Source organism: Lacticaseibacillus suihuaensis, assembly GCF_054785075.1.
On the sequence record NZ_BAAGBJ010000005.1, the window covers coordinates 142,805 to 165,233 of the forward strand.

At 60.0% G+C, this 22,429-nt stretch carries 18 protein-coding genes and 1 other annotated feature; of the genes, 10 read left to right on the forward strand and 8 right to left on the reverse strand.

All coding sequences use genetic code 11. The annotated features are described in order from the left end of the window. Positions 1-56: 56 nt before the first annotated feature. The 3 genes from rplA to ACYVRZ_RS06280 all read left to right on the forward strand — a co-directional run bounded on the left by rplA (position 57) and on the right by ACYVRZ_RS06280 (position 4,363). Positions 57-746: a 50S ribosomal protein L1 gene (gene rplA, locus ACYVRZ_RS06270; RefSeq protein WP_262315693.1), complete on the forward strand. Its 690-nt coding sequence runs from the start codon at positions 57-59 to the stop codon at positions 744-746. Between the two features lie 679 nt (positions 747-1,425). After that, the gene (locus ACYVRZ_RS06275; RefSeq protein WP_461225714.1) at positions 1,426-3,369 is read left to right on the forward strand and encodes a helix-turn-helix domain-containing protein; all 1,944 of its coding nucleotides are present in this window, start codon (positions 1,426-1,428) and stop codon (positions 3,367-3,369) included. A gap of 151 nt (positions 3,370-3,520) precedes the next feature. Next, a complete protein-coding gene (locus ACYVRZ_RS06280; protein WP_461225716.1) occupies positions 3,521-4,363 on the forward strand; it encodes a helix-turn-helix domain-containing protein in 843 nt (280 codons plus the stop codon). A 78-nt stretch (positions 4,364-4,441) separates the two neighbouring features. On the opposite strand, the gene ACYVRZ_RS06285 is transcribed toward ACYVRZ_RS06280, so the two are convergent. After that, positions 4,442-5,110, reverse strand: coding sequence for a GNAT family N-acetyltransferase (locus ACYVRZ_RS06285; protein WP_461225718.1), 669 nt, complete (start codon positions 5,108-5,110; stop codon positions 4,442-4,444). A gap of 109 nt (positions 5,111-5,219) precedes the next feature. Here ACYVRZ_RS06285 and ACYVRZ_RS06290 point away from each other — a divergent pair, with 109 nt between their 5' ends. Next, a complete protein-coding gene (locus ACYVRZ_RS06290) occupies positions 5,220-5,471 on the forward strand; it encodes a hypothetical protein (RefSeq protein WP_262315697.1) in 252 nt (83 codons plus the stop codon). 186 nt (positions 5,472-5,657) lie between these two features. On the opposite strand, the gene ACYVRZ_RS06295 is transcribed toward ACYVRZ_RS06290, so the two are convergent. From ACYVRZ_RS06295 to ACYVRZ_RS06315, 5 genes are all read right to left on the reverse strand, one after another. Then, a complete protein-coding gene (locus tag ACYVRZ_RS06295; RefSeq protein ID WP_461225720.1) occupies positions 5,658-7,094 on the reverse strand; it encodes a glycoside hydrolase family 1 protein in 1,437 nt (478 codons plus the stop codon). Between the two features lie 9 nt (positions 7,095-7,103). Further along, positions 7,104-7,445: a PTS lactose/cellobiose transporter subunit IIA gene (locus ACYVRZ_RS06300; protein ID WP_461225722.1), complete on the reverse strand. Its 342-nt coding sequence runs from the start codon at positions 7,443-7,445 to the stop codon at positions 7,104-7,106. A gap of 10 nt (positions 7,446-7,455) precedes the next feature. Next, positions 7,456-8,700: a PTS sugar transporter subunit IIC gene (locus tag ACYVRZ_RS06305; RefSeq protein ID WP_461225724.1), complete on the reverse strand. Its 1,245-nt coding sequence runs from the start codon at positions 8,698-8,700 to the stop codon at positions 7,456-7,458. Between the two features lie 10 nt (positions 8,701-8,710). Then, positions 8,711-9,037 (reverse strand): PTS sugar transporter subunit IIB, encoded by a 327-nt coding sequence (locus tag ACYVRZ_RS06310; RefSeq protein WP_461225726.1) that lies wholly within the window; start codon positions 9,035-9,037, stop codon positions 8,711-8,713. Positions 9,038-9,130: 93 nt separating this feature from the next. After that, positions 9,131-11,059, reverse strand: a complete 1,929-nt coding sequence (locus ACYVRZ_RS06315; protein WP_461225728.1) for a BglG family transcription antiterminator — start codon at positions 11,057-11,059, stop codon at positions 9,131-9,133. A gap of 460 nt (positions 11,060-11,519) precedes the next feature. Between ACYVRZ_RS06315 and ACYVRZ_RS06320 the strand changes: the two genes are divergently transcribed. From ACYVRZ_RS06320 to rplL, 4 genes are all read left to right on the forward strand, one after another. Beyond that, positions 11,520-13,013: a hypothetical protein gene (locus tag ACYVRZ_RS06320; protein ID WP_461225730.1), complete on the forward strand. Its 1,494-nt coding sequence runs from the start codon at positions 11,520-11,522 to the stop codon at positions 13,011-13,013. Next, on the forward strand, positions 13,010-14,449 hold the full coding sequence (locus tag ACYVRZ_RS06325) for a hypothetical protein (RefSeq protein WP_461225732.1): 1,440 nt from the start codon (positions 13,010-13,012) through the stop codon (positions 14,447-14,449). The genes ACYVRZ_RS06320 and ACYVRZ_RS06325 overlap by 4 nt, the downstream gene beginning before the upstream one ends. Positions 14,450-14,539: 90 nt before the next feature. Then, positions 14,540-14,660 (forward strand) — a sequence feature (ribosomal protein L10 leader region). Between the two features lie 31 nt (positions 14,661-14,691). Continuing rightward, a complete protein-coding gene (gene rplJ / locus ACYVRZ_RS06330) occupies positions 14,692-15,198 on the forward strand; it encodes a 50S ribosomal protein L10 (protein ID WP_461225734.1) in 507 nt (168 codons plus the stop codon). A 55-nt stretch (positions 15,199-15,253) separates the two neighbouring features. Beyond that, positions 15,254-15,622 (forward strand): 50S ribosomal protein L7/L12, encoded by a 369-nt coding sequence (rplL, locus tag ACYVRZ_RS06335; protein WP_262315701.1) that lies wholly within the window; start codon positions 15,254-15,256, stop codon positions 15,620-15,622. A gap of 346 nt (positions 15,623-15,968) precedes the next feature. On the opposite strand, the gene ACYVRZ_RS06340 is transcribed toward rplL, so the two are convergent. Together ACYVRZ_RS06340 and ACYVRZ_RS06345 are read right to left on the reverse strand one after the other, a co-directional pair. Beyond that, complete coding sequence (locus ACYVRZ_RS06340) at positions 15,969-17,141, reverse strand: hypothetical protein (protein WP_461225736.1); 1,173 nt, start codon at positions 17,139-17,141, stop codon at positions 15,969-15,971. A gap of 17 nt (positions 17,142-17,158) precedes the next feature. Beyond that, positions 17,159-18,391, reverse strand: coding sequence for a hypothetical protein (locus ACYVRZ_RS06345; protein WP_461225738.1), 1,233 nt, complete (start codon positions 18,389-18,391; stop codon positions 17,159-17,161). Between the two features lie 204 nt (positions 18,392-18,595). Here ACYVRZ_RS06345 and ACYVRZ_RS06350 point away from each other — a divergent pair, with 204 nt between their 5' ends. Then, a complete protein-coding gene (locus tag ACYVRZ_RS06350) occupies positions 18,596-19,534 on the forward strand; it encodes a helix-turn-helix domain-containing protein (RefSeq protein ID WP_461225740.1) in 939 nt (312 codons plus the stop codon). Positions 19,535-19,814: 280 nt separating this feature from the next. Then, positions 19,815-22,427 (forward strand): bifunctional lysylphosphatidylglycerol flippase/synthetase MprF, encoded by a 2,613-nt coding sequence (gene mprF, locus ACYVRZ_RS06355; RefSeq protein WP_461225742.1) that lies wholly within the window; start codon positions 19,815-19,817, stop codon positions 22,425-22,427. The last annotated feature ends 2 nt before the right edge of the window (positions 22,428-22,429 follow it).

The window sequence follows — 22,429 nt, forward strand, 5'->3', positions numbered from 1 at the left end:
ATCAAGTGGAAGGGCTTCGGCCCGCTGACCACATTTGCAAGGAGGAAAATTCCAGAATGGCTAAGAAAGCAAAGAAGTATATCGAAGCAGCAAAGCAGGTTGATGCCACCAAGACCTACGCACCCGCTGAAGCGGTTGCCCTGGTCAAGAAGATCGACTTCGCCAAGTTCGACGCAACCGTTGAAGTTGCTTACAACTTGAACATCGACGTTAAGCAGGCTGACCAGCAGATCCGTGGCGCCGTTGTGCTGCCTAACGGGACTGGTAAAACCAGCCGCGTGATCGTTTTCGCTGAAGGTCCTCAGGCTAAGGCCGCTGAAGATGCCGGCGCCGACGTTGTCGGCGGCGACGACCTGGTTCAAAAGATCCAGGACGGCTGGCTGGACTTCGACGTTGCGGTCGCAACGCCACCGATGATGGCCAAGGTTGGTCGTCTCGGCCGTGTCCTCGGCCCGAAAGGCTTGATGCCTAACCCGAAGACCGGCACCGTGACGATGGACGTCGCTAAGGCGATCAACGACATCAAGGCCGGCCAAGTGGCTTACCGTGCCGACAAGGCGGGGATCGTTCACGCGCCAATCGGCAAGGTGTCCTTCGACGACGCCAAGCTGGTTGAGAACTTCAAGACCCTGAACGACGTGATCTTGAAGGCTCGCCCGGCTTCCGCCAAGGGCCAGTACATCAAGAGCTTGACCGTTACGACCACCTTTGGTCCTGGCGTCAAGACCGATGCCCTGGGCTTCTAATTGAACGTTGAGCAGCCGCTTTCGAGCGGCTGTTTTTTTGTTGGTCAAAAACGTGAGCTTAAAATTTGACGGCTGAAATGACAGGGCTTACACTAGCTTCAGATGATTGTCAACGGGCAGGCGAAAACGCTGCGGCCGCAGCGCTTGCAACTCTACTGCTTAGGGGGAAGGTCCGGGACATAAGCATTCCCAGTACCCCCACCCATGCCATGCCGAACCAGGCAACAACGTCGACGTTTTCGTGCAACGGCCTCCTCCGATTGGGGCCGACCACCAGGGTGTGGACCACCACCCACCGGCCGCTCATTGGTCCGCCTACTCGCCATGCGAGGTAGCTGCGGCGGGGCATTGACCGGTGGCTTGTCCCAAGGTACCGCGCAGCAGCGCGGGCGCCGCGGGACCATCGGCACAAGAACGCAAGTGATCAACAAAATAACCGAGGCCGCCACGGATCCGAACCCGCGGTGGCTTCGGCGCGTCCGGCGCAGCGATGCGCCGGACGTTTTTTGGGATGAAGCGAGTGCTCAACTGAACTTGACTGACAGCACAAAAAATTGCGCCGCCGTCAAGTATACTTGAGAACGGCCGCCAAAACTTTGGCCGGCGCGGTGAGACGCTTGCGCTCGGGCCGGCCGGGCGGCAAAATGAGGGGGACAAAATTTTTGGAGGCTTAGTTGGAATGGCACAGTTGAGCTACAGCGCGTACCTCGAGGCGACGCGCGTCGACCATCACATCAGCGTGAAGACGCTGTGTCAGTACATCGGTTTTTCGCCGACCACGTATCGCCGGATTTTGCGCGGTGAGGTCAGTCCCAAGGTCAGCGAGTTCTGTCGGTGGATCGACTTCATGTTCTTGGCACCGGGTTCGGCCATCGGGGAGGCACTGGAGAAGGACTACTTCCGGCTGACTGGCGTTGAGAATCACGCGCTGAAGCGACTGCGTGACCCGGCCCCGCTGGCCGATGCCGAGCCTTTGCGGGAGTCATTGCTGGCAATGGCGGTACAGACGCAGCAAAGTGATTACCGCCTGCTGGCGATGCTCGTTGACCTGCGGCGGGCCGCACCGGCGGCACGGCCGGCCATTGCTCGCCGGGTGGTGGCGGCGCTGCGGCAGCGGCAGCAGTGGTCTCGCTTTGAGCTTCAGTGTTTTGTGATTGCCGCGCCCGCCCTCAGTTGGCCGATTGTGTCGCACTGCATGTCGCGGTATGTGAGCGGCGGCGCGGCCGGTACCGCGGTGCGAGAAACCGCGTTCGGGAACCAGGAGCCCTTGCTGATTGCGTATGCGACGGCGGCGGCCAAAACGCACATTTGCGAGAATGTCGCGCAAGTCTGCCGGTGGTACGGTGAGACCTTCAACGATGCAGATCGGAGGTTCTATGACGGTTGGGTGATTGCGGCAATCGCGAAGGAACTGCGGTCGCTGTTCGAGCGGCCGCAGGTAGCGAGCACTGACATAGAGGCGGTGTTTGCGCCGCGGTTGGCGATCCTGACTGCGTGGCAGGATGACGCACCTCACCGCCTGACCGGCCGACTTCAGACGTGGCTGCAAGGACTTCTGGCCGGTTGCCCCTACCATCACGACAGGCGTCGGCGGGAGCAGGTAGTTGTCGCGCCAGTCCACAGCCAGCACGTGGCCAACTTTGGGTTGCGCTTTGCGCGGTTACGTCGCGCCAAGGGGGTCAGCGTCAAGGACCTGTGTCGCCTGTCCGGCCTGTCCCGCGGTGTCTACCGGCGCTTTTGCGACGGCAGCGACACGCTGCGTTTGAATCAGCTCTGTCGGCTGCTGGATTGCTGCCACATCGGAGTGGGGGAATTTCTCACGGTTCGGGACCTGCCGGGGACCACTACGATTCAGACCATGGTGCAGACGCACATCACACGGCGCGCCGCGGGACAGCTGACTGCCACCGATCTGGCCGAGACGGCGCAAGTTCACGAGCTTGCGCTGGCAGCGGGTAGCCCGTTTTTCCTGAATATGTGGCGACTGATTCGCGCCATCGACGTCGAAGGCACCGCTGACAACTCGTCCACAATGCCGATTGTTAAGGCGATGGTGGCACTGCTGATGACCTACGATAACTGGAATTACCAGGATTACGTCCTGTACGGCGACGTCGGGGGGTATGCTGACATGCAATCGGCTCGCCTGGTCATGCAGCGGCTGGTCAAGGCGATTGCGACGGCCAGTCCCGTCATCGCGCGGATCCCGGTTCAAACCTACGTGACCTTGTGGATGAACCTGCTGCTGGTAGCCTATCGGACTCATGAAGTGGCTGCAGTGCTGACGGTCACCGACACGATTCAGGGGCTCGCCACACCTCGACGCGGTGGGGCCGATACGTTGGCGTGGAGCATTCTGCGTCGTTATGCGCAATATGTGGCGGCGGTGGTGACCACGGGGCCAACGCAAGCTAGCCCTGCATGGCTGCGGCTGAATCATCAGGCCAAAACGCTGATGCCGGACACCAAACAGTTTCTGATGGCCATTTTCGGCGGCAACCAGGAGCTGCTCATGGCCTCCGACCTCTGGCCGGCAGCATGCGAGGCCGGTAACCCGCCGCAGGAGGTGGCTGCAGACGCCCGCGAGTTCATGGGGACGGCGCCAAAGTCCCAGCCGCGGTGACATCCAGACGGGCTCGGCCACGGCCGGGCCTTTTTTGCGCCGCGGAAGCGATGCACGAATTGAGGCGTTTTTGCACATTCTGATTCACTTTCGCACAATGGCCGCCCTGCCGCCTAACATGGAGTCAATGAGTGGAAAGGAAGGGCGTCACATGGCAGAGGAGACACAGCTGGACTTCGGGGGAACCTTTCATCACCTGCGCGTGGCGCGCGGCAAGACGCTGAGCGAGGCCGCCGACGGGGTGCTCAGCGCCCAGGCGCTGTCGAACTTCGAGCGCAACAACGCCAACATTTCGTTCGCGCGGCTGGTGGCCATTCTCAACCACTTGGGCTTCAGCGTGACCAAGTTCACCCGGGCCTGTTTTCGTGAAACCGACCGCGGGGTGCTGCTGCACGGGTTGATCACCGCCCGGGTCACACTGCGGCTCGACGATGTGCGGCTGGCTAACGCCGCGACGATTGTGGCCAACAGCCAAAGCGTGTTCAACGACGCCTTTGATCGGCAGCTTGAGGTCGTCATCGCTGGGTTGCGGCAGGGCAGCCTGTCGCCGCGCAAGCAGGCGGCGCTGGGGCGGTACTTCGCGTCGCAGCAGACCTGGCCGACCGCGGTCATCCAGCTCTTCACGCTTGGGTGCGATCTGCTAGCCGACGCCGATTTCCTGCGGCTGATTCGCACGTTCGAGGACTACATCGACTTCAGCACGGTGGTCGATCCGGCGGTCATCGAGGCGCGGGGCATGTGCGCCCTGATGATTCTGCGCCGGGCCCAGCGCCTCGGGTTCACCGGAATCGTCACTCGGCTGCTGCGCGAGCTGCAAGGCGAGTGGTCCCAGCTGGCCTACACCCAACAGGCGGTGCTGACCTACTACACCGCATTGGCCGCGGCCGACCGCGGGGACGCGACGGCGCAGCGCAAAATCGCGTTGACCAAGAAGTACCGCTCCGAGCTGCTCTTGGGCAGCGACCTGCTGACGTTCTTCGAGCCGGCAAGCTAGGTCGTGCGCCTCAAAAAGGCAGCCTTGCCACCTGGTCCGTCTTGCAGACGGGCGAGGCGACAGGGCTGCCTTTGTACTTCAGGTGAGCTTCAGGAAGTAGGTGCGTTCGACGTATTGCACCTCGATGTCAAAGGCCGAAAGCGCCGAGGCGGTGAAAACCGTGAACCACTGCGGCTGCTCGGCGCGGTACAAGAGGCGCCGCCCGGTTTCGTCGGTGACCTCAAGCTCTTGGCTGGCCGGATTGAAGTGCCAGTGTTGTCGCGGCGCCGGCGCATCGCGAAGGCTGCCCAGCACCCGCCAGCTGTGGGCGATTTCAACCGCGCCAATGCCTTGGTAGAGGCGGTTGGCCGCCGCATCGCTGCGGGTGAAAATCTCCACGAAATCGGCCCCGCGGTCCCGCAGCGCGGCCAGGCAAGCCGTCAGCAAGGCGCGGCCGACGCCTTGACCTTGAGCGGCCGGCGCCACCGCAACGACTTCGATGTAGCTGCCGGTGCCTTGATTTTGAACGTACAGGTCGCCTTGGTTGCGGTCGGCGTTGAACACGCCGGCGTCAATCAGCCCGACCAGCTGACCGGCGCGTTCTGCGACCAGCTCGACCACGCTTGCGTAGCCGAAATCGGCCTCGGGGTACTGCTCGCGAGCCGGTTCGATCTGGTCGTTGAACTGCGAGCGGCTGTAAGCCGAAGCGCGAACGGCGAGCCAGGCCGCGGCATCGCTTGGCCGGTAGGGGCGAATGGTGAGTGACATGGTGAACCTCCTGGGATTGTCTGGCCTTCAGTATACCACTAGCCAAGGCAGCCTCGGCATGCGATAATGGGCGCAAATACGCGTGGGGGCGCGACAGGAGGACTGGGATATGACAGCCAAACAGGAACTGGCACGACTGGATGAGGAGCTGGCGCAGTTGACCGCGGCGCTGGACGCACAACACCGCGACGTGGCGGCGGGGATGACCGCGTATCTGGCGGCCGCGCCGACCGGCGACACGCTGGGGCTGCGCCACTTGCTGGCGAGCCTCGAGCTTCGCGCCAACCAAATTGACGAGCTCAACCGAACGCTGGCCATGAAGACACGGATGCGCCAGCTGCTACGCCTTGAGGTCAAGTGAGCGGCGGCCAATGCTGACCCTGGTTACGGAACGCTGGCACGGTGTCGCTGTGCGATAATGTCGCCTTGTGTTCCGATGCATACGCGACGCTGCTGCCTATTAAAAAAGGTCTGCCAGCCCCGAGCAAGTCGGAATTGACAGATCTTTTTGATAGGCATTAGTTGTTTCGACATGAGGCGCAACGGGTTAGTCGAGTTGCTCGCCGTTCGAGGCGATAACGCCGCGGTACCAGTAAAAGGAGTCCTTGCGAATTCTCGCGGCCTGCTTGGAATCGCTGTCCGTTCGATCTACGTAGATGAAGCCGTAACGTTTTTTGACACCGTTGCTGGTTGAGAGCAGATCGAGGGCAGACCATGGGCAGTATGCGATGACCGGAACTCCCGCATCGATTGCGTGGCCGACCGCGCGAATGTGTTCACGCAGATAGCTGATGCGGTAGTCGTCGTGAACGTGATGATCCGTGGTGAGCGTGTCGAAGGCCCCGATGCCGTTTTCAGTGATCATTAAAGGCTTGTTGTAGCGGGTATAGATATCGCGAAGCAGGTACTCCATGCCATCTGGATCGATGGCCCAGTCCCAGTCGGTGGTGTCCAGCGCGGGATTCTTGCAGAGCTGGTAGTAGCCGGGATGAGTCTCATAGCCGCTGATGGCCCCCTTCTTGCCACTCCAGTTGACGCCGCTGAACTGAAGCGGCGTCTCGCCGTCATCGGGGCAGGCCTTCGCACATTCGCTGGCGTAGTAGTTCAACGCCAGAAAGTCCGAGGTGCCGCTCTTGATGAGCGCCATATCGCCAGGCGCGATATCGGGCGCCAGGTCGTGGGCCTTCAGGTAACGAAAGGCGCCTTCGTTGTAGAAACCCTTGAAGTAAATGTCTAGGTAGTACCAGTTGCGCAAATCGTTGGCGTTCAGCGCCGCGAGCTGATCGGCCGGGGTGGAGGTGAGCGGATAAATCGGCGCGTAGCCGATTGCGGCGCCGACCTTGCCACCGGGAACTAGCTCATGCACGAGGTTGCAGGCGATGGCGTGAGCCAGGTTCATGTAGTGATTAATCTGGAACCGCAGCTGATCTTGAGATTGGTAGTTCGTGGGAATGTAACACTTTTGCGTCCAGTACTGCACAATGATGCTTTGCTCGTTGATGGTCGTCCAGTAGGTGACATCTTGGCCGTACTCCATGATGACGAAACGCGCATAAGCCTCAAAATCGGCCACGACCTGCCGGTTAAGCCAGCCACCGTACTTTTGAACCAGTGCCCAAGGCAGATCGTAGTGGTAAAGGGTCACGATGGGCTCGATGCCGTTGGCCTTGAGTGCGTCGATCAAGTGGTGGTAAAAGGCGACGCCAGCGGGATTGGGCTTGCCGACACCTGCCGGAAAAATGCGCGACCAGGCGATGGAAAAGCGATAGGTGGAAAAGCCCATCTCGGCCATGAGGGCCACGTCTTCCTCGTAATGATGGTAGTGGTCACTGGTAACCGCCGCAGTAGCGAAACCGCGCTTGGTGAAGTTCTCCTGGTTGATGATGTCTTGTTGAGATAGTCCCTTACCATCTTCGGTTGCGGCTCCTTCGACTTGGTAGGCGCTGGTGGAAGCGCCCCAAAGGAATGTTTTAGGAAAAGACATGATGACCTCCTATTTGTCCGTTAGGCAGTGTACTTGAATGTACTTGTAAAGGCGAACCAGCTCACGGCTGAAATTCAGCTCGCTCATGATGGTCATAAGGGTGTCTTGGGCGTGAATGAACAAAACAGGGAGGTTGTACTTGGCGCCTTGGGCCTCTTGCTGAATGATCGCGGTCTGGGCATTATGGGCCAGCACAATCTCGTCTTGGGCTGCCTCTAACAGTGCATCTGCCTTGGCCCCGTCTCCTTGGTTAGCACATTCGACGGCCTCAGTGCAGTGCGTTCGCGCGTTGCCGGCGTGAAGAATGATTTGCATGGAAACCGTGATTAATGTTTCTTCTGTGTCTGCCATAATAATTCCTCTAATCCTTGGATGTGTCCTGCTCCTTGGCCAGTTCGTTATGCTCGTAGACCTTGAAGAACGGCAGCCAAATCAACCACAGCAGCGCGAAGATCAGGACGTAGAACAGAAGGGCGCGAAAATCGCGGGTGATGACGATGTAGCCGAAGGGGGCGGGAAACTGGCCGGTTGTCAGAGCTGCACTAGGAATGGTCAGAAAGTGCCACTTCATCGCAAACCACACGATGATAGCCGACAGGATGGAATTGATCCACATCGGCGGCATCAACAGCGGGTTGAAGACGATGGGGGTGCCGAATGCAATCGGTTCGTTAATGTTGAACAGCGAGGGGCCAAGGCAGATTTTGGCCAGGGTCCGAAGGCGCTTGGACTTGGATCGAAGCATCATGATGTTGAGCGGCAGGGTTCCGCCAGCGCCGCCCAGTACAATCAAAGACAGTGCGTAAATGCTTTCGTAGCACACGATGTACGGAATGGCGTGACCCGCGGCGGCAGCCTGAATGTTGGCGGCGGTGCCGGCCATCAGGATGGGGGTGGTGACGGCGCCGATGAACCACGTCGAAATCCCAAGCGTGAAGAAGAAGGCTGGCAGCAGGCTGATCAGAATGAAGCCAGGCAGAGTGAAACCGAAGCTTTGAATGGGCTTGAACAGGTCGAGAATCAGGTTGTAGATGTCCAAGTGAAGGTTATCGACCAGCAGCATCATTGCGGCCACTGCGATGAAAATGGGGATGATGTTGTTGATCCACTCACCGACAAAATCCGGGACCGCGGTGCTGTCTTCAAGCAGGTGAAGCTTAGCGAACCAGTGATAAATCGCCGCGACGAACAGGCCAACCACCACCGCCACGAACATCCCCGATGGGCCGAACTTGGAGAAATCGATGGTCATGATGCTCTTGGCGTTGATTTTCGGCATCGTAGACATCAAGTAGGCGATAATCGCGGTCAGACCAGCATTCATCTGGTACTGGGGATGATCCAGTTTTTCCATCGCCTGGCTGGTCACCATGAAGACCAGGACAATGGAAATCATCTGAAATGACCACTGCAGGATTATGGATAGGTCGGGCAGCACCGGAATGTAGGTGCGGAACACGTTGTAGAAGTAGATGACAGACCCGACCAGGATGAACGGCAGGATTTTCATCATCGCACTGGATACGGCCGCGACCCAGGGGTTACGCGCCACCTTGTTCATCGCTGGGGAGAAGGAATTTTGAAGCCAAGCCATCATTGCTTTCATGGTCAGCCTCCTACTCGGCGGCGTTGGATTGTGTCAGCTGATCGATGAAGCCAATCAACCCACTGCCGTCCAGCGTCCCGTAAATCTCTGATGGAATCACAGCGACGATGATGTCGCGCCCGGCCGTCATTTCCTTGTAAGTCGCCAGCTGATTGGCGAAATGCGGCCCAATCAGGAGCATATCAATGTTGTTCAGATACTGTGCGACCTGAGATTCACTGCGGGCGTCGACATGAAGGTCACGTCCTTGTTTCTTAGCCGCCTGCCGGGTTTTTTGGGCAAGAAAGCCACTGGAAAAACCAGCCCCACAGCAAAGCATAATGCGTTGAGTTGCCATTGCGAGTCACGCTCCTTAGAAGATTGAATGCGCCTCAAGCATAGCGGCGCGACCCGGTCACGCTCAACTAGAGAATTGCCCGACTCGGGGCAACTAGACGCCCATGGCCAGCATCAGCTGGCGAAATTCGGCGTAGGATTGACAACGACTCAATAGCTGGGCGTTGTTGCCCTCGCTCAGAATCTGGATCAGGTATTGATAGAGCTTGCGGAACATTGCGCCGTCGGCACGGGGAATGGCGATGACCAAGACCAACTTCACGACCTGTTCGCCCCAGCGCAGGCCGCCGGGACAAAGCATTACAGCAATGCTTGTTTTGACCGCGTCCATGTTCAGCGAGTGGGGAATCGCGATGTTGGGGAAGCCGGTGCTTGAGGCCGCATCGCGGTCCAGAATGCTTTGCAAAAAGCTTGCCTGCACCTTGCCTGCCTGCTTCATGGCCTGGGCCATGCGCGTCATCGCCGCGTTCTTGTCAGCGATTGCGTCCGCTGCCGGCCAGAATAGTTGGGGGCTGAAGAGCTCATCGAATCTACTGTGGAAAATGGCTCGGGCCTCACGATTCTTGATGATTTCGATTGCATCGGAAATGTCGGTCTGCGTCCCTGATAACCCCAGTAGTGGTACCTCAATCGTGAGTTTCTGGCTAGTCAGCTGGCGGGGAAGCGGCACAGTGGTCAAGAGCAGATCGTAAGCGTACCGGGTCAGCTGGGTCGCGTCGGGCAGCGTTGCAACCAGTGCCATGTCTTCACCAAAGCGCTGTTGAAGCTGGCGAATCAGATGGGTACCGAGGTGCAGGTACTCGGGACACACCAAGACGGCCTGCACCTTCTCGTCGTCGACGCGCTGACGGGCCATTTCGCCACCGAGATGAAGTGCAATGTAGGTTGCCTCGTCGGCCGTCACCTGCAATCTGAAGTGTTTTTCAAAGGCCACGACCGTGAACACCGCCATGTCAAAAATGATTGGGTAGGCCACGCGGACGACAGGGCTGACGGCGCTGATGGTCTGTTGGTGGTGCAGGAGGCGCGTGTGAAGGCTTTGAAAGTGGATGGCAAGTAGCTTGATGAACGTCGGATTTGAGAGGTCGACGTAGTATTGGTGACCCAGCGCAGCGGTGACGTGGCGAGTGAAGGCGAGCACCGCCGGATCAAGCTCGTTGTCGGCTACCTCACCGGAGAAGGGGTTGGAAAAATTCACGTTGGTCTTCAACAACAGGTAGATGTTATTGCGTTCGTCCTTAGTCAACTCGATGCGAAACGCGGCCGCCATCGCATCGGCCAGCTCAAGTGCGGCCCGGTGAACCCTGTCTTGTGGCGTCTTGAGCGGGGTCGGGGCGTCTTGCAAGTAGTTTTTGCCTTGGATGCGAATGATGGCAATGGCGAGGTGAAGCACGAGGTTGCGTCGGGCAAAATCGTTGATGTAAAAATCGTAGTTGTCGACGGTTTGCTGAACGAGGCGGTGAAGCGTCGTCATGGAGACGGTTGGAAACAGCGACTCAAACTCGCTAAGGTCAAAGAAACTCTTGTCGCTGCCTTCAAAAAGCGTGTATTTGCCAAGTCGACGCAGGGCCTGCTCGCTTGCCTGAAGCGTGACAGTATCGCGATGGACTATGTATTGGACGTGGAAATTCGCGTAGGATAGGGTCATCCGGTCCAAGTCATTCTTGATTGTCTGGATGCTGACGAATAGCTGGGTGCTCAGGTCGTAGAGATTCAACATGTTGGTGTGCATCAGCAGGAAGCGCTGGTTGATGAACTGCGCCCGTTCGGCATAGTTTTGCGGAATTGGTGAGGCGGTCGTCCTTGCCTGCCGAATCGCGGATTGGCCGGCCTTGGGCGTGATTTCGTACCCCCTGTAACTGGATTGAACCACAGCGGTCGCCTGTGCAGTATTCAGATTGTGAACATAGTTTTTGACCGTCCGTGGGGACACGCCGAGGTAGGTGGCCAGTTCCTTGGCGGTGACCGGCCGGCGATTTTTCGTGATGTACTCCAGTAACAACCGTTCCTTTGCGGTACTCATGGCGTCCTCCTGGTGAAGTTGACCCGCCGCCCTGATCAGGTGTCCAAGACGGGTGTGGTATTGCAATGCTGGCTTGCATGGGGTGGGGCAAACTGATGATGAGATGCGAAAGCCTCACGTAAGCCCCAGCAAAAACGATAAAGGTTCGATATTTCCGAATAATCATTCGGAATTTGCCCCGTTATTAAGATATTTTAGCACAATATACGAACGACGTGGCGAATTGGCAAGCACATTAGCAGCTCTTTGCGAGGAGGTTGGCGGCGAACAGTGCTGAGATTAAGGTTGTCTGCTTGCCCTTTTTCGCCTACAATGTAGGCATAATTCGAATTTCAAAAAATAGTCGGCCGACTAAGTCATTATTGCTCAACCCACTCCGGACCTGCAGATATGCAACGGATGGGGAATAATTGCGACGCGGCCGGCTTTTTGTGTGCCGCCGTCGCTTGGAGGAGAAAGCATGGAGAAGAAGCTTACCACGCCTTCGGATGACGCGGTCAAGGACTTGGCGGCGCAGCTGGAGGCGCTGAGCGAGGCGCCGGGGGATGCCGCGGCACTGGATGGGAACGCGGCCGACGCAACGCCAGGCGCTGCCACGTCGACGCCAGATGTTACGGCGGCCGCGAAGACTGCCCCGGCGGCGCAGACCGCGCCCGCGGGTGCCGGCGGGGTGAACACTGCCGCCTCTGTCACGGATGTGGCTGGTTCGAACGCTGCCGCCACTGCCACGGGTGCTGGCGGTTCGAACACCGCCGCCTCGGCGTCGGGACGTGCTGATCTGAACGCGGCCACGTCAGCTGCCGCGGCGGCCCAGGAGCCGCAGCCGGCCGCCGATCCCAATCTGCAGGCGCAGATTGACGAGCTGCGGCGCCAGCTGGCCGAGCAGACGCCGGCCGGCTCGTTCACCGCGGCGCTGGCACCGAACCAGAAGCACTGGATTCAGGCGCTGCGGTTCTTTCAGGCCAACCCGCTGATGCTGTTCGCCGTCGCGTGGGTCGCCGTGTTCCTGCCTGCCTGGTGGGCGACTTGGCTGATGCTGGCCTACATGGTGCTGTGCTACGCCTACCCGCTTTTGACGCACAAGACGCGCTTTGGCTGGGACCGGCGGCTGGACGACTGGCTGGCCGATCCGGAGGTCAGACGCCGGCAAAACCAGCAGCAGCTGGCCCGGCTGAACCAGGTCAAAGACGAGCTGAGCCAGCAGGCCGGCGCCTTGGCCGACAGCGTGAAAAACGCGCGAGGTGCGGCGACGACCGCAGGCGGCACCACCGGTGCTGAGTCTGCCGCGGCGCAGCCCGGTGATACCACGGCAGCGGGTGGCGTGGGGGCGACTGGCGGCCAGGCGACCGGCGCTACCGGAACGCAACCAGTCGCCGGTCAGCCGGCATCAGCGACTGCGACTGCGGCCGCGGCCGGCCAACCCGTCCAGGGCACGGCTAACCAGGGCGCTTCGGTGGCCCGGCCGCACCAGCCGCTTTTCACCAATAATCTGGAGCTTTGGCTGGGGCTGGTGGTCGGCGTGGTCGGCTACCTCGCCCAACAGCAAGGCGGCCAAGGCGTGACCGATGGCATCGGCCAGCTGCAGGCGGTGATTCAGTCCGGCTCGCTGTCAAGCGACGGTTACGTGTTCATCTGGGGTTACCTAGCGCTGCGGCTCGGCATTTTGGCCGTGGTCGGGGGCCTGGTCAAGGGCCTGATGCACAAGGCCAACGGTGGGGCGATTCTTAAGGCCCTGGCCGTTTTGGCCGGTGCGGCCGCCGCGGCTGCGGCCAGCTACGTCTACGCGCATCCCTTCGCCAGCGCCTACCAGGCGGCCCGGGCGGCCTACGAAAGCGGTGCGAGCCTGGACGACATCGGCAACCTGGCGACGATGGTGCAGTACCTGCCGGTGGCCGTGATGGCGGTTTACGGCGTCGGCATCCTGCTCAACCTGCTGGGGAGGAACCACGAATGAAACCTTTGAAGCGATTGCTCCTGCTCGGCACCGCGGCGCTGGGCCTGATTCTGACCGCCTGTGGCAAGCCGGTGGCCGACCGGGTGCCGGGGGTGGATCAGATGAGCTACTCGATCAGTGGCAAGGACGACACGGGCCACAAATCCACGATTTCAATCCAGCTCAAGGACGATCACACCTTTGAGTCGATGACAGTGTCACGAATTTCGCGGCCGGATTACCCGGAAGGTGATCGTCAGTTCATTCTGGTTGATTTTCAGACCGGGCGGATGAGCGGTCACGGGCGTCACCTCAAGTTGACGCCGAGCTGGGGTGGCGAGTATTCGTGCCCGGTCATCAAGGGGAAAAAGTACCCTAAGGCGGCGGAGCTCACTGGCCAGTACGCGGATAAGAAGCGGCCCAAGTCGTTCACGATGACCTTCGATAAGAAGTATCAGTTAACGGACATCAGTGATGCGCCCATTCCCAAACACTACATTGGCAAGCCGTCTGCGAGTCAATTACCGAGCGTGAAGAAGCAGTACCTGAAGCTGGCGCATAAGTACCTAGATGTTGCCAACAGCTCGTATTCACTGGAATGGGGCAATCAGAGTACGGTATCCTTTACCAAGGACCGTTTTCGCATGATTGTAATCACCCAACCCGATGGGGCCCCCGAGGCGTGGCATAATGTCGCTGTTGCCGGTGGTGATTTGAGTTCATTGGGTGAGCTAGGGCACAATCAGGCGATGGCCGAAGGCAAGTACCATCTTGATCTTATGACGGGGAAATTGACAATGACGACAACACGAGTAAGCGATGAGTACGATTACGTTCGTGGCAAGTTTTATGGTCAAAAAAAGTCGGCAGAGGAGTCAGATGGAATGACTACTTCAACCGATCGAGAGACTGTAACAAACAACAGTAGAATCTTCCACGCCGATCGTCTTAAGAAGTTCGTCAGATTGCCGCAAATCAAAAGTTGGGAGGCAGATCTCCAGCACAAGGCGCTGCCGAAACCGGAAGTAGCGCTGCCGCCGCATGATCAGGCGATTCCCACGAACGCGTGGCAGGACCTGTTTCTGGGCATCGATCCGGCAGTGGAGCAGAATTCGTCGCATCAATTGAGAAAAAAAGACGCGGCCAAGTCTTCGTTCAAGGGTAACGATGAAGACTTCACGTGGAAGATTGCGGAAGGCGGCTCTTACCGGAAAAGCAAGGTAGTCAATGCATGGCAGGACAATGACAATATCCTAGTTGAACTCAAGGACGATAATGGCGACCACTTCAAAATCTTGCTATCTGATATTCAGTATCGAAACGTCAGCATCAGCAGTTATAAGCTCACTTATGCCGGGCGTTCTGCGCAGTTTGGGCCCAAAGCGGGCAAGTACAGCGGAACCAAGTACGTTCCAAGCGCCTTTGCGGATGCCGACTCATATTTACAGACCCAATGATGCATCGCATAAGGGTGCGGCCATTCAGCCGCGCCTTTTATTTTCCCCGCCCCCTTGACGCCTGGCGCCGCTCAATGGTAAGATGGGCCTCGTGATTATTTCACTCTACCTAAGACTCAGGGGGCGCAAGCCTTAATCATCCTGCCGAGGTGGTATCGGAACGATTAGATACCTCTATGTCTTGGTGGACATGGAGTTTTTTTATGCGAAAAACTTCAACAAACTAACAGGAGGTGAACCAAATGAGTGAAGCTATTATCGCACAGAAGGCTGAGGTCGTTAACGGCATTTCTGAACAGTTCAAGGCTGCTAAGAGTGCCGTTGTTGTGAACTACCGTGGCTTGACCGTCGCACAAGTGACCGAACTTCGTAAGGAGCTCCGTGACGCCGGCGTCAAGATGGAAGTTATCAAGAACACGTACCTTCGCCGCGCCGCTGACCTGAACGGTTACGAGGCACTGGATGATGTGTTCGCTGGCCCGACTGCCATCGCCTTTTCTAACGACGATGTTGTCGCACCTGCCCGCATCATGGCGAAGTACGCCGACAAGATCGATGCCCTTGAAATCAAGGGTGGCATCATCGAAGGTAAGGTTGCAAGCCTTGAAGAAGTCCTTGCCCTTTCCAAGCTGCCAGATCGCGACGGCATGCTTTCCATGCTGCTGTCTGTTCTGCAGGCACCAGTTCGCAACGTTGCTTACGCTGTCAAGGCTATTGCCGACAGCAAGAGCGAGGAACCAGCTGCCTAAAGCAGCCTGAGTTCAACCTAATTTTCAAATACAATATAAATTGGAGGAAACAAACATGGCTTTAGACACACAAGCAATCGTCGACCAGCTCAAAGAAGCTTCCATTCTTGAACTGAACGACCTCGTTAAGGCAATCGAAGAAGAATTTGGCGTATCCGCAGCAGCTCCTGTAGCCGCTGCCGGTGCAGCTGCTGGTGCAGCTGAAGAAGCTAAGGACTCCTTCAACGTTGAACTGACCGAAGTTGGCCAGGAAAAGGTTAAGGTTATCAAGGAAGTTCGCACGATCACCGGCCTTGGCCTGAAGGATGCGAAGGGCCTGGTTGACGGTGCCCCAGCTAACGTCAAGGAAGACGTTAACGAAGAAGAAGCCAACAAGATCAAGGAACAGCTTGAAGCCGTTGGCGCAACCGTAACCCTGAAGTAATTCAGCTCACGGTTCGTTAAAAATGCCGCCGCACAATTCCCAATCGGGAGTGGTGCGGCGGCATTTTTGTGTCCAGAGCGGTTCGCGTCGGCCTGGGAGGCACGGGCCTGGCCTCACGCGACGGGCCAGTCAGGCCGCCCTCGCGTTGCGGCTCAAAGCGCGACGATCCAGAGCGGAGAGCTGATCATTCATGCGGGGTGCGGCCGGTTTTCTCGGTCACTGACGCGCAGGACAGTCTCGCTTGGCGTCACGCCAGCCACGGCCCTCGCACGTGGCTGCGCAGCCACTGCACGACGCCGCCGATCAGCCAGGTGGCGACCAGCCACCGGCCGAACAGCGCTAGCACCTAGCCCAGCGTGATGCCGGCGAAAAAGTCCAGGTGGTTGAGCAGGGCCGCCGGGTTGGTGTAATAGGCGGGGAACAGCTGGCGAACCGGCTGGCCGAAGGCGTCCAGCACGTGCAGCGGCATCAGAAGAATCAGGGCCGCGGCGACCATCATGCCGACCAAGGCGTTGGCGGAGAACTGGCTGACGGTGAAGGCGATGCCGGCGATCAAGGCGGCCCAGGCCATCATCAGGGCCAGGGCCCGGCCGAGGTACAGCCAGATCGGCACCGCGGTGGTGTGGGACTGGAAGGTGTCGGCGATCGGCAGGCTCAGGCTGCCCCAAGTCTGGCCGGGGACGGCGGCGTTGACGGCCAGCGCCAGGCCGATCAAGGCGAGCATCACCGCGAAGATCACGGCTAGCGTGATCACGGCGCGAGAGACGGCCAGCCGGAAGTCGGCGGCCGGGGTCATGCGCATGAAGGCCTCGGTGTGGTTGCGCTGGTCGAAGTTGAACACCAGGGTCAAGACGATGGTTGCGTAGGCCAAAAAGGCCCACATCAAAGGCGTCCCTTGATCGATGGCCGTCGAGTCGGTCATCTGGCTGGGGTCATCGGCGCTGGCGGTTTGGGCCGCGTGGCTGCCGGCCTTGGCCCAGACGTTGTAGACGATGGCCGTGGCCGACGTGGTTTGGTCGATGGCCAGCAGCCGGTTTTCGCGGTGCTTCACCAGGTACCGCAGCGGGTAGGCGACGCGTTCCCACTTGTTGACCTGATTGGCGCCGCTGGTCTGCAGGAAGCCCTTGGCGTAGTCGTTGTAGACGATCGTCGGGTGCTTGGTGATGGCGGCCAGCGTGAGCTGGTTGACCTTGACAAAATCGCGGTCGGCCAGCGGTTTTTGGACCGCCTTGAGCATGGTGACGGCCGCCGCGCGGTTGTGGTCGGGGTAGTAGGCCTGCTGCTTGAGGTTGGCCTTCAGCTCGCGGTCGACGGTGGCGACGACTTGGTGGTAGCGGTCGTCCGCGGTTTGGCGGGTACTCAAGTAGTGCTTGACCCCGTTGAGGATGTAGTATTGGTTGGGCAAAACGCCGAGGTAATGGCCCATCGGTGCGGCGAACAGCATCAGCATCCCGACCAGCGCGATGGCGTGGATCACCCACGGCTGTTTGCGCAGTTCCAGGCGAATCAGTGCAAGCATGGTGTTCCTCCTTTCGGCTAGAGCCGCTCACGCCGGTGCAACACCACGGCGCAGACGACGTACAGCGCGGCACTCCAGGCCAAAAGCACGACGACCCCGGCCCCGACGCTCAGGATCGGGCCGGCGGTGGTGTGCAAGACGACAGAAGACACCTGCAGGTAGCTGCTCGGCAGAAACGGCGCGACGCCGCGCAGAACCGACAGCCCGGTGACCTGCGGCAACGCGGTCAGCATCACCGCGGCCAGCACCCCGAGGTTGACGCCGAGCGACCCGGAAAACAGGCTGGTCAACGCGCTGACGGCCATCAGCCAAATTGCCCCGGCCAGGATCAAGCCGGTGTACAATAGTAGGAACTGGGCGGGGAACATGGTCGCGACGTGCTGGCCATCTGGTGAGAACACGATCGGGTACCGCCAGCTGCCGATGCCGAACCTTTGGGCGACCAGTCCGTAAGTGACGGCGCCGGCGATGAGCAAAAGCGGCAGCGTCAGTAGCACGTAGCTGGTCATGCGAGCGGTCAGAATCGCGAGCTTGCCGGTCGGCAGGTTGTTCATGAAGCTGATGGTGCCGCGGCGCTTCTCGTTGGTGAACAGCAGCCCGGCCTGAACCGCAAACACCGCGAGCAGCAAAAGCGGCGACAGTCGGTACAGCAAGACGTTGATCATGTAGTTGTTGGCCGGCGCGGTTTGGCGCGTGACCGGGATCTCCACCAGCTTGTGATCGACCAGGTACTGGTAAAAGGCGACGTCGAGCTTGCGGCCCAGGAGGCTGGCATCGGGCTGCTTGCCCGGCACGGCGATGATCGCCAGGTCCAGCCGGCCGGCCCGAGTTTCGCGCAGCGTGTAGCGCTGGTAGGCCAGCACCGCCTTTTGCGACGTCAGCTTGGCCTCGCGCATGCTGGTTAGAGTCGGCGAGAAGACGGCGGCGTCGGCCAAGATGATGGTCTTGAAGTACTCGTGCTGCGCCATTTTGCGGGTCAGGCGGTGCCGCTCGGCCGTCGTCAGCTTGCGCCGGTCGGCCGTCTTTTGCAGCGCGAAGGCCTGGTTTTGGATGATGTTGTCGGCGCTGGCGTAGGCCTGGTAGGTCTGGCGAGCCGACAAGTCGCTGCCGCTTTGCGCGGTGAAAAAGGTGATCAAAAGTAGCGCGGCGAACACGACGAAGACCACCAGATTGGTGGTCGAGCGCCAGTTCTTCTTGAGGTCAAAGCCAATCTGCGTGGCCAAGCCGGCCAGGTTGTGCGGCAGGCGCATGTCCTCACCGTCCTCTCATGAGTTTAATTAAAATTATAGCCCTTAACTTTTATGAATACTAGGCGAGCCGAAAAGCGCTGAATCGTTATCAAGCGGCTTGTGGCGGCGACTCAAGCACGGCTTGATAGGCAAGCTGGCCGCAATCGGGTAGTCTGAGGTCAGCATCACATCACAGCGCCGTCGAGTGCGGCAGGAGGAACTATCATGACAGAAACCTACATTTTTGACGCCCAGCGCATCGGCCAGCAGATTGCGGCGGCTCGCAAGCGCCTGAACCTGACCCAAAGCGCCTTGGCCGATCAGCTCAACGTGTCCTACCAGGCGGTGTCCAACTGGGAACGCAGCCAGTCGCTGCCGGACATTGACAAATACGCGCAGCTGGCAGCGGTGCTGCAGCTGCCTTTGACCGAGCTTTTGGGCTCGGCCAAGGCGGAGGCGACGGTTCACATCGTGGAGGCCGACGCCCCGCTTGAACCCGAGACCCTGGCCCAGGCGGCCCCGGTGATGAAGCCCAGCCAGGTCGAAAAAAGCGCCAGCGGCCTGCAGCTGGACCTGGCCAACCTCGCGTCACTGGCGCCGTTTCTCAGCAGCGAGACGCTGGCCACGCAGCTGCAGGCGCTTGAAGGCACCGCGGATTACGACGCGGCCGTAGTCAAGCTCGCGCCGTTCTTGGCCGCCACGGCGCTTGACGCGATCGTCGACGCCAAGCTGACCAGCGGCGAGTCGGCCGACGTCGCCTACATCGGCAAGCTCGCCCCGTTTTTGACCCAGGCCAAGGTTAACGCGGTGGCGCTGCGGCTGGCCGAGGCGCCGCAACCGCTTGACGGCATCCGCCACCTGCTGCCATTCGTGTCTGCGCCGACGCTGGCCAAGCTGCTGGCCCAGGCACCAGACGACACCGACTTGTTCAAGGCGGCCCTGCCGTTTTTGGGCTACGACGAGGCCGCCGAGCACTTCGAAGCCATTGAGGCGGCCGACGTGACCGATGAGCGGCTGGTCGCCATGGCGCCGTTCGTCAAGGCGGCGGTGCTGGCCCACCACATCAAGCGGTTAGGCGCGGCCGGTGGGGCGGCGGAGTCGCAGATTCGCCGCTTCCTGCCCTTCCTGGACGAGGCGACGCTGTTGAAGCTGTTCGCCAAGTGAGCCGCCCAAAAGTTCGGTGGTACGAGCGTCAGATTCGCCGGGGTACCGCTTACCTGCTAAACTGAACGTCGGGTAGGGCCAGCCCGGCTTCGGTTGGTCTCACTGAGGCGTGGCAGCTCGCGCAGGGGGCTGGTCACCCGATACGTGTCAACACCACCACGCCCAAATTCGCCGTCGGGGGGGTTGGTGCGTCTTCGGCCCGGTGAGCTAACAGTTTTGTTACCTGCCGCACAGGGCCGCCTAAATTTCATATAATAGAGGTCTGAATGGAGGACGTCTGTTGAAAACTTTAGGGAAAAAAATCGTCGGCTGGGTCAAGCAGCACCTCACACTGTTGAAGGTGCTGTTTGTCGTCTCGGTATTGGTCTTTGCCGTCGTGATGCTGGGGCGGATCTTTCGCGAGCTGAACGGCGACGAGGTACGGGCTAGCCTGGCGACGCAAAGCCCGTGGTCGCTGTTAGCCATGGCCGTCATCGGCATGGCGGCGGTCTTGCCGATGCTGAACTACGACTTCGTGATTACCGAGATGCTGCCTGGGTCGTACCGGCCGTGGTACGTGGCCAAGTCCGGCTGGATCGTCAACTCGTTCACCAACATCGCGGGGTTCGGCGGCTTCCTCGGTGCCAGCCTCCGCGCCAATTTCTACCACAAGCACGCGACCAACAAGGAAGTGCTGGCCGCGATCGCCAAAATCGCACTGTTCCTTTTGGCCGGGCTGTCGCTGTGGTCGCTGATCGCGCTGGGGCTGATTTTTGGCCTCGGGATCGGCCGGATGTACACGGATTACTGGGTCTGGCTGATCGGCGGCGGCGCCTACTTCCCGGTGCTGATGCTGGTCACGCACCTCAACGGCCGCGGCGTGTTCGCCGACATGCCGCTGGCCCGGCAGCTGCGGCTGACGTTGGGCTCGTTTTGCGAGTGGGGGGCCGCGGCCGGCTTCTTCCTGCTGATCGGCCACTTCATCGGGGCCCCGGTCAACCTGGCGCATGTGCTGCCGCTGTTTTTGGTCGCCAATGTGCTCGGCGTGATCTCGATGGTGCCCGGGGGGCTGGGCTCCTTTGACGTGTTCATGCTGATGGGGCTGGCGCAAGTCGGCGTCAACAGCAACATCGGCGTGGTGTGGCTGCTTTTCTACCGCCTGTTTTACTACATCGTGCCCTTCATCCTGGGGGTCGGCTTGTTCATCCAAGACGCCGGCCGCCAGCTCAACGCCCGGCTGGAAGGGCTGCCGGTGCAGGTGTTCACGCGCCTCGGCCACGTGACGCTGGTGGTGTTCTTCTACTTCTCCGCCGTCATGCTGCTGCTGCGCGGCGTGGTGCCGGATATCGCGCTGCGCAACGCCGTTTACCTCAGGCTGTACCCTTGGACCTTCCTGTTTCTCAGCCGCGTGACCAACATCATGATGGCCTTCATCATCTTCGGGCTGGCGCGAGGCATCGCCAACCGGGTGCGTCGCGCTTACTGGCCGACGCTGGTGATTTTGGGGTTGGCGCTGGTGGCGTCTTTGCGGCGCGAGGTCAGCGTGAAATTCATTATTTTCCTGGCGGTGATCCTGCTGGCGGCGGTGCTGGCCAAGCGCGAGCTGACGCGCGACCGGATGGACTTTCCCTGGGGTAACCGCATCGTCGACGGCGGCATCTTCGCCGTCACCGCGCTGTTTTACGCCGTCGCGCTGTTCTACAACGTGCCGCAGATTCACCACCACCACCCGGTGCCGCCGGTGTTCTTCTTCCCGTCCGAGCGGATGTGGGTGACCACGCTGGCCGGGGTGCTGGTCGCGGCCATCACGCTGAGCCTGATCTACGGTTACTTGAGCAATCCGCAAAAAACGCTGGGCGGCCTGGTCGACGACGCGCGGCTTCGCGCCTTCATCGCGCGGGTCGGCGGCAATGCCGTGTCGCACCTGGCGTTCACCGGCGACAAGCTGATGCGCTTTTACCAAGTCGACGGCGAGGACGCCGTGCTGTTCTTGTTCCGCAAGAAAAGCGACAAGCTGGTGATCCTCGGCGAGCCGATCGGTGACCACGAGAACTGGGCGCCGGCCATCGCCGACTTCATCCGGGAGGCGGACAAGCAGGACCTGTCCTTGGTGTTCTACGAGGTGTCCGAGCGGCTGACCGTGATGCTGCACGAGTACGGGTTTGACTTCATGAAGTTCGGCGAGGAAGGCACGGTCGACGTGACCGACTTCACCCTGGCCGGCACTAAGCGCAAGGGCGAACGCGCCTTGATGCACAAGTTCGAACGTCAGGGCTACCAGTTCGCCTGGCTGACGCCGCCGTTCGACGCGGCGACCATGGTGCAGCTGCGCCAGGTCTCCGACAGCTGGCTGGACGGCAAGGCCGAGATCGGCTTTTCCCTCGGCTACTTCAACCCGCGCTACCTCAACCAGGCGCCGGTGGCCGTGATTCAAGACGCGGCGGGGCGCATCGTGTCCTTCGCGAGCATCATGCCGATGGGCCCGGGCGTCATGTCCATCGACCTGATGCGCTCCAGTGAGGCGGCGCCAAGCGGCATCATGGACGCGCTGTTCGTCAACCTGTTCGAACGCGCCAAGACGGCGGGTTACACCCAGTTCAACATGGGCATGGCGCCTTTGAGCAACGTCGGGACTTCCGACTTCGCCTTCTTGGAAGAGAAAATGGCCCACCTGGTTTATGAATATGGGTATCGCTTTTACGGCTTCCAGGGGTTACGCTCTTATAAAGAGAAGTACGTGACCACCTGGACCCCCAAGTACGTCGCGTACCGCAAGCGGCAGTCGCTGTTGTTCACGCTGCTGCAAATCCTGATGCTCGTCAACACCCCGGTGACGGCTGCGCCGCACGGCCTGTGGCACAAGTATCTGGGCCTGGTCAGCCAGATCGGCTCGGTGTTGACTCCCAAGAAGTGAGG

Coding starts and splice junctions, on each gene's coding strand:
- ACYVRZ_RS06315 (WP_461225728.1), bottom strand. CDS start 11,059: ATGAGTACCGCAAAGGAACGGTTGTTACTGGAGTACATCACGAAAAAT.
- ACYVRZ_RS06305 (WP_461225724.1), bottom strand. CDS start 8,700: ATGAAAGCAATGATGGCTTGGCTTCAAAATTCCTTCTCCCCAGCGATG.
- ACYVRZ_RS06310 (WP_461225726.1), bottom strand. CDS start 9,037: ATGGCAACTCAACGCATTATGCTTTGCTGTGGGGCTGGTTTTTCCAGT.
- ACYVRZ_RS06295 (WP_461225720.1), bottom strand. CDS start 7,094: ATGTCTTTTCCTAAAACATTCCTTTGGGGCGCTTCCACCAGCGCCTAC.
- ACYVRZ_RS06280 (WP_461225716.1), top strand. CDS start 3,521: ATGGCAGAGGAGACACAGCTGGACTTCGGGGGAACCTTTCATCACCTG.
- rplL (WP_262315701.1), top strand. CDS start 15,254: ATGGCTTTAGACACACAAGCAATCGTCGACCAGCTCAAAGAAGCTTCC.
- ACYVRZ_RS06345 (WP_461225738.1), bottom strand. CDS start 18,391: ATGCGCCTGCCGCACAACCTGGCCGGCTTGGCCACGCAGATTGGCTTT.
- ACYVRZ_RS06300 (WP_461225722.1), bottom strand. CDS start 7,445: ATGGCAGACACAGAAGAAACATTAATCACGGTTTCCATGCAAATCATT.
- ACYVRZ_RS06350 (WP_461225740.1), top strand. CDS start 18,596: ATGACAGAAACCTACATTTTTGACGCCCAGCGCATCGGCCAGCAGATT.
- ACYVRZ_RS06325 (WP_461225732.1), top strand. CDS start 13,010: ATGAAACCTTTGAAGCGATTGCTCCTGCTCGGCACCGCGGCGCTGGGC.
- ACYVRZ_RS06275 (WP_461225714.1), top strand. CDS start 1,426: ATGGCACAGTTGAGCTACAGCGCGTACCTCGAGGCGACGCGCGTCGAC.
- rplJ (WP_461225734.1), top strand. CDS start 14,692: ATGAGTGAAGCTATTATCGCACAGAAGGCTGAGGTCGTTAACGGCATT.
- ACYVRZ_RS06320 (WP_461225730.1), top strand. CDS start 11,520: ATGGAGAAGAAGCTTACCACGCCTTCGGATGACGCGGTCAAGGACTTG.
- ACYVRZ_RS06285 (WP_461225718.1), bottom strand. CDS start 5,110: ATGTCACTCACCATTCGCCCCTACCGGCCAAGCGATGCCGCGGCCTGG.
- ACYVRZ_RS06340 (WP_461225736.1), bottom strand. CDS start 17,141: ATGCTTGCACTGATTCGCCTGGAACTGCGCAAACAGCCGTGGGTGATC.
- rplA (WP_262315693.1), top strand. CDS start 57: ATGGCTAAGAAAGCAAAGAAGTATATCGAAGCAGCAAAGCAGGTTGAT.
- ACYVRZ_RS06290 (WP_262315697.1), top strand. CDS start 5,220: ATGACAGCCAAACAGGAACTGGCACGACTGGATGAGGAGCTGGCGCAG.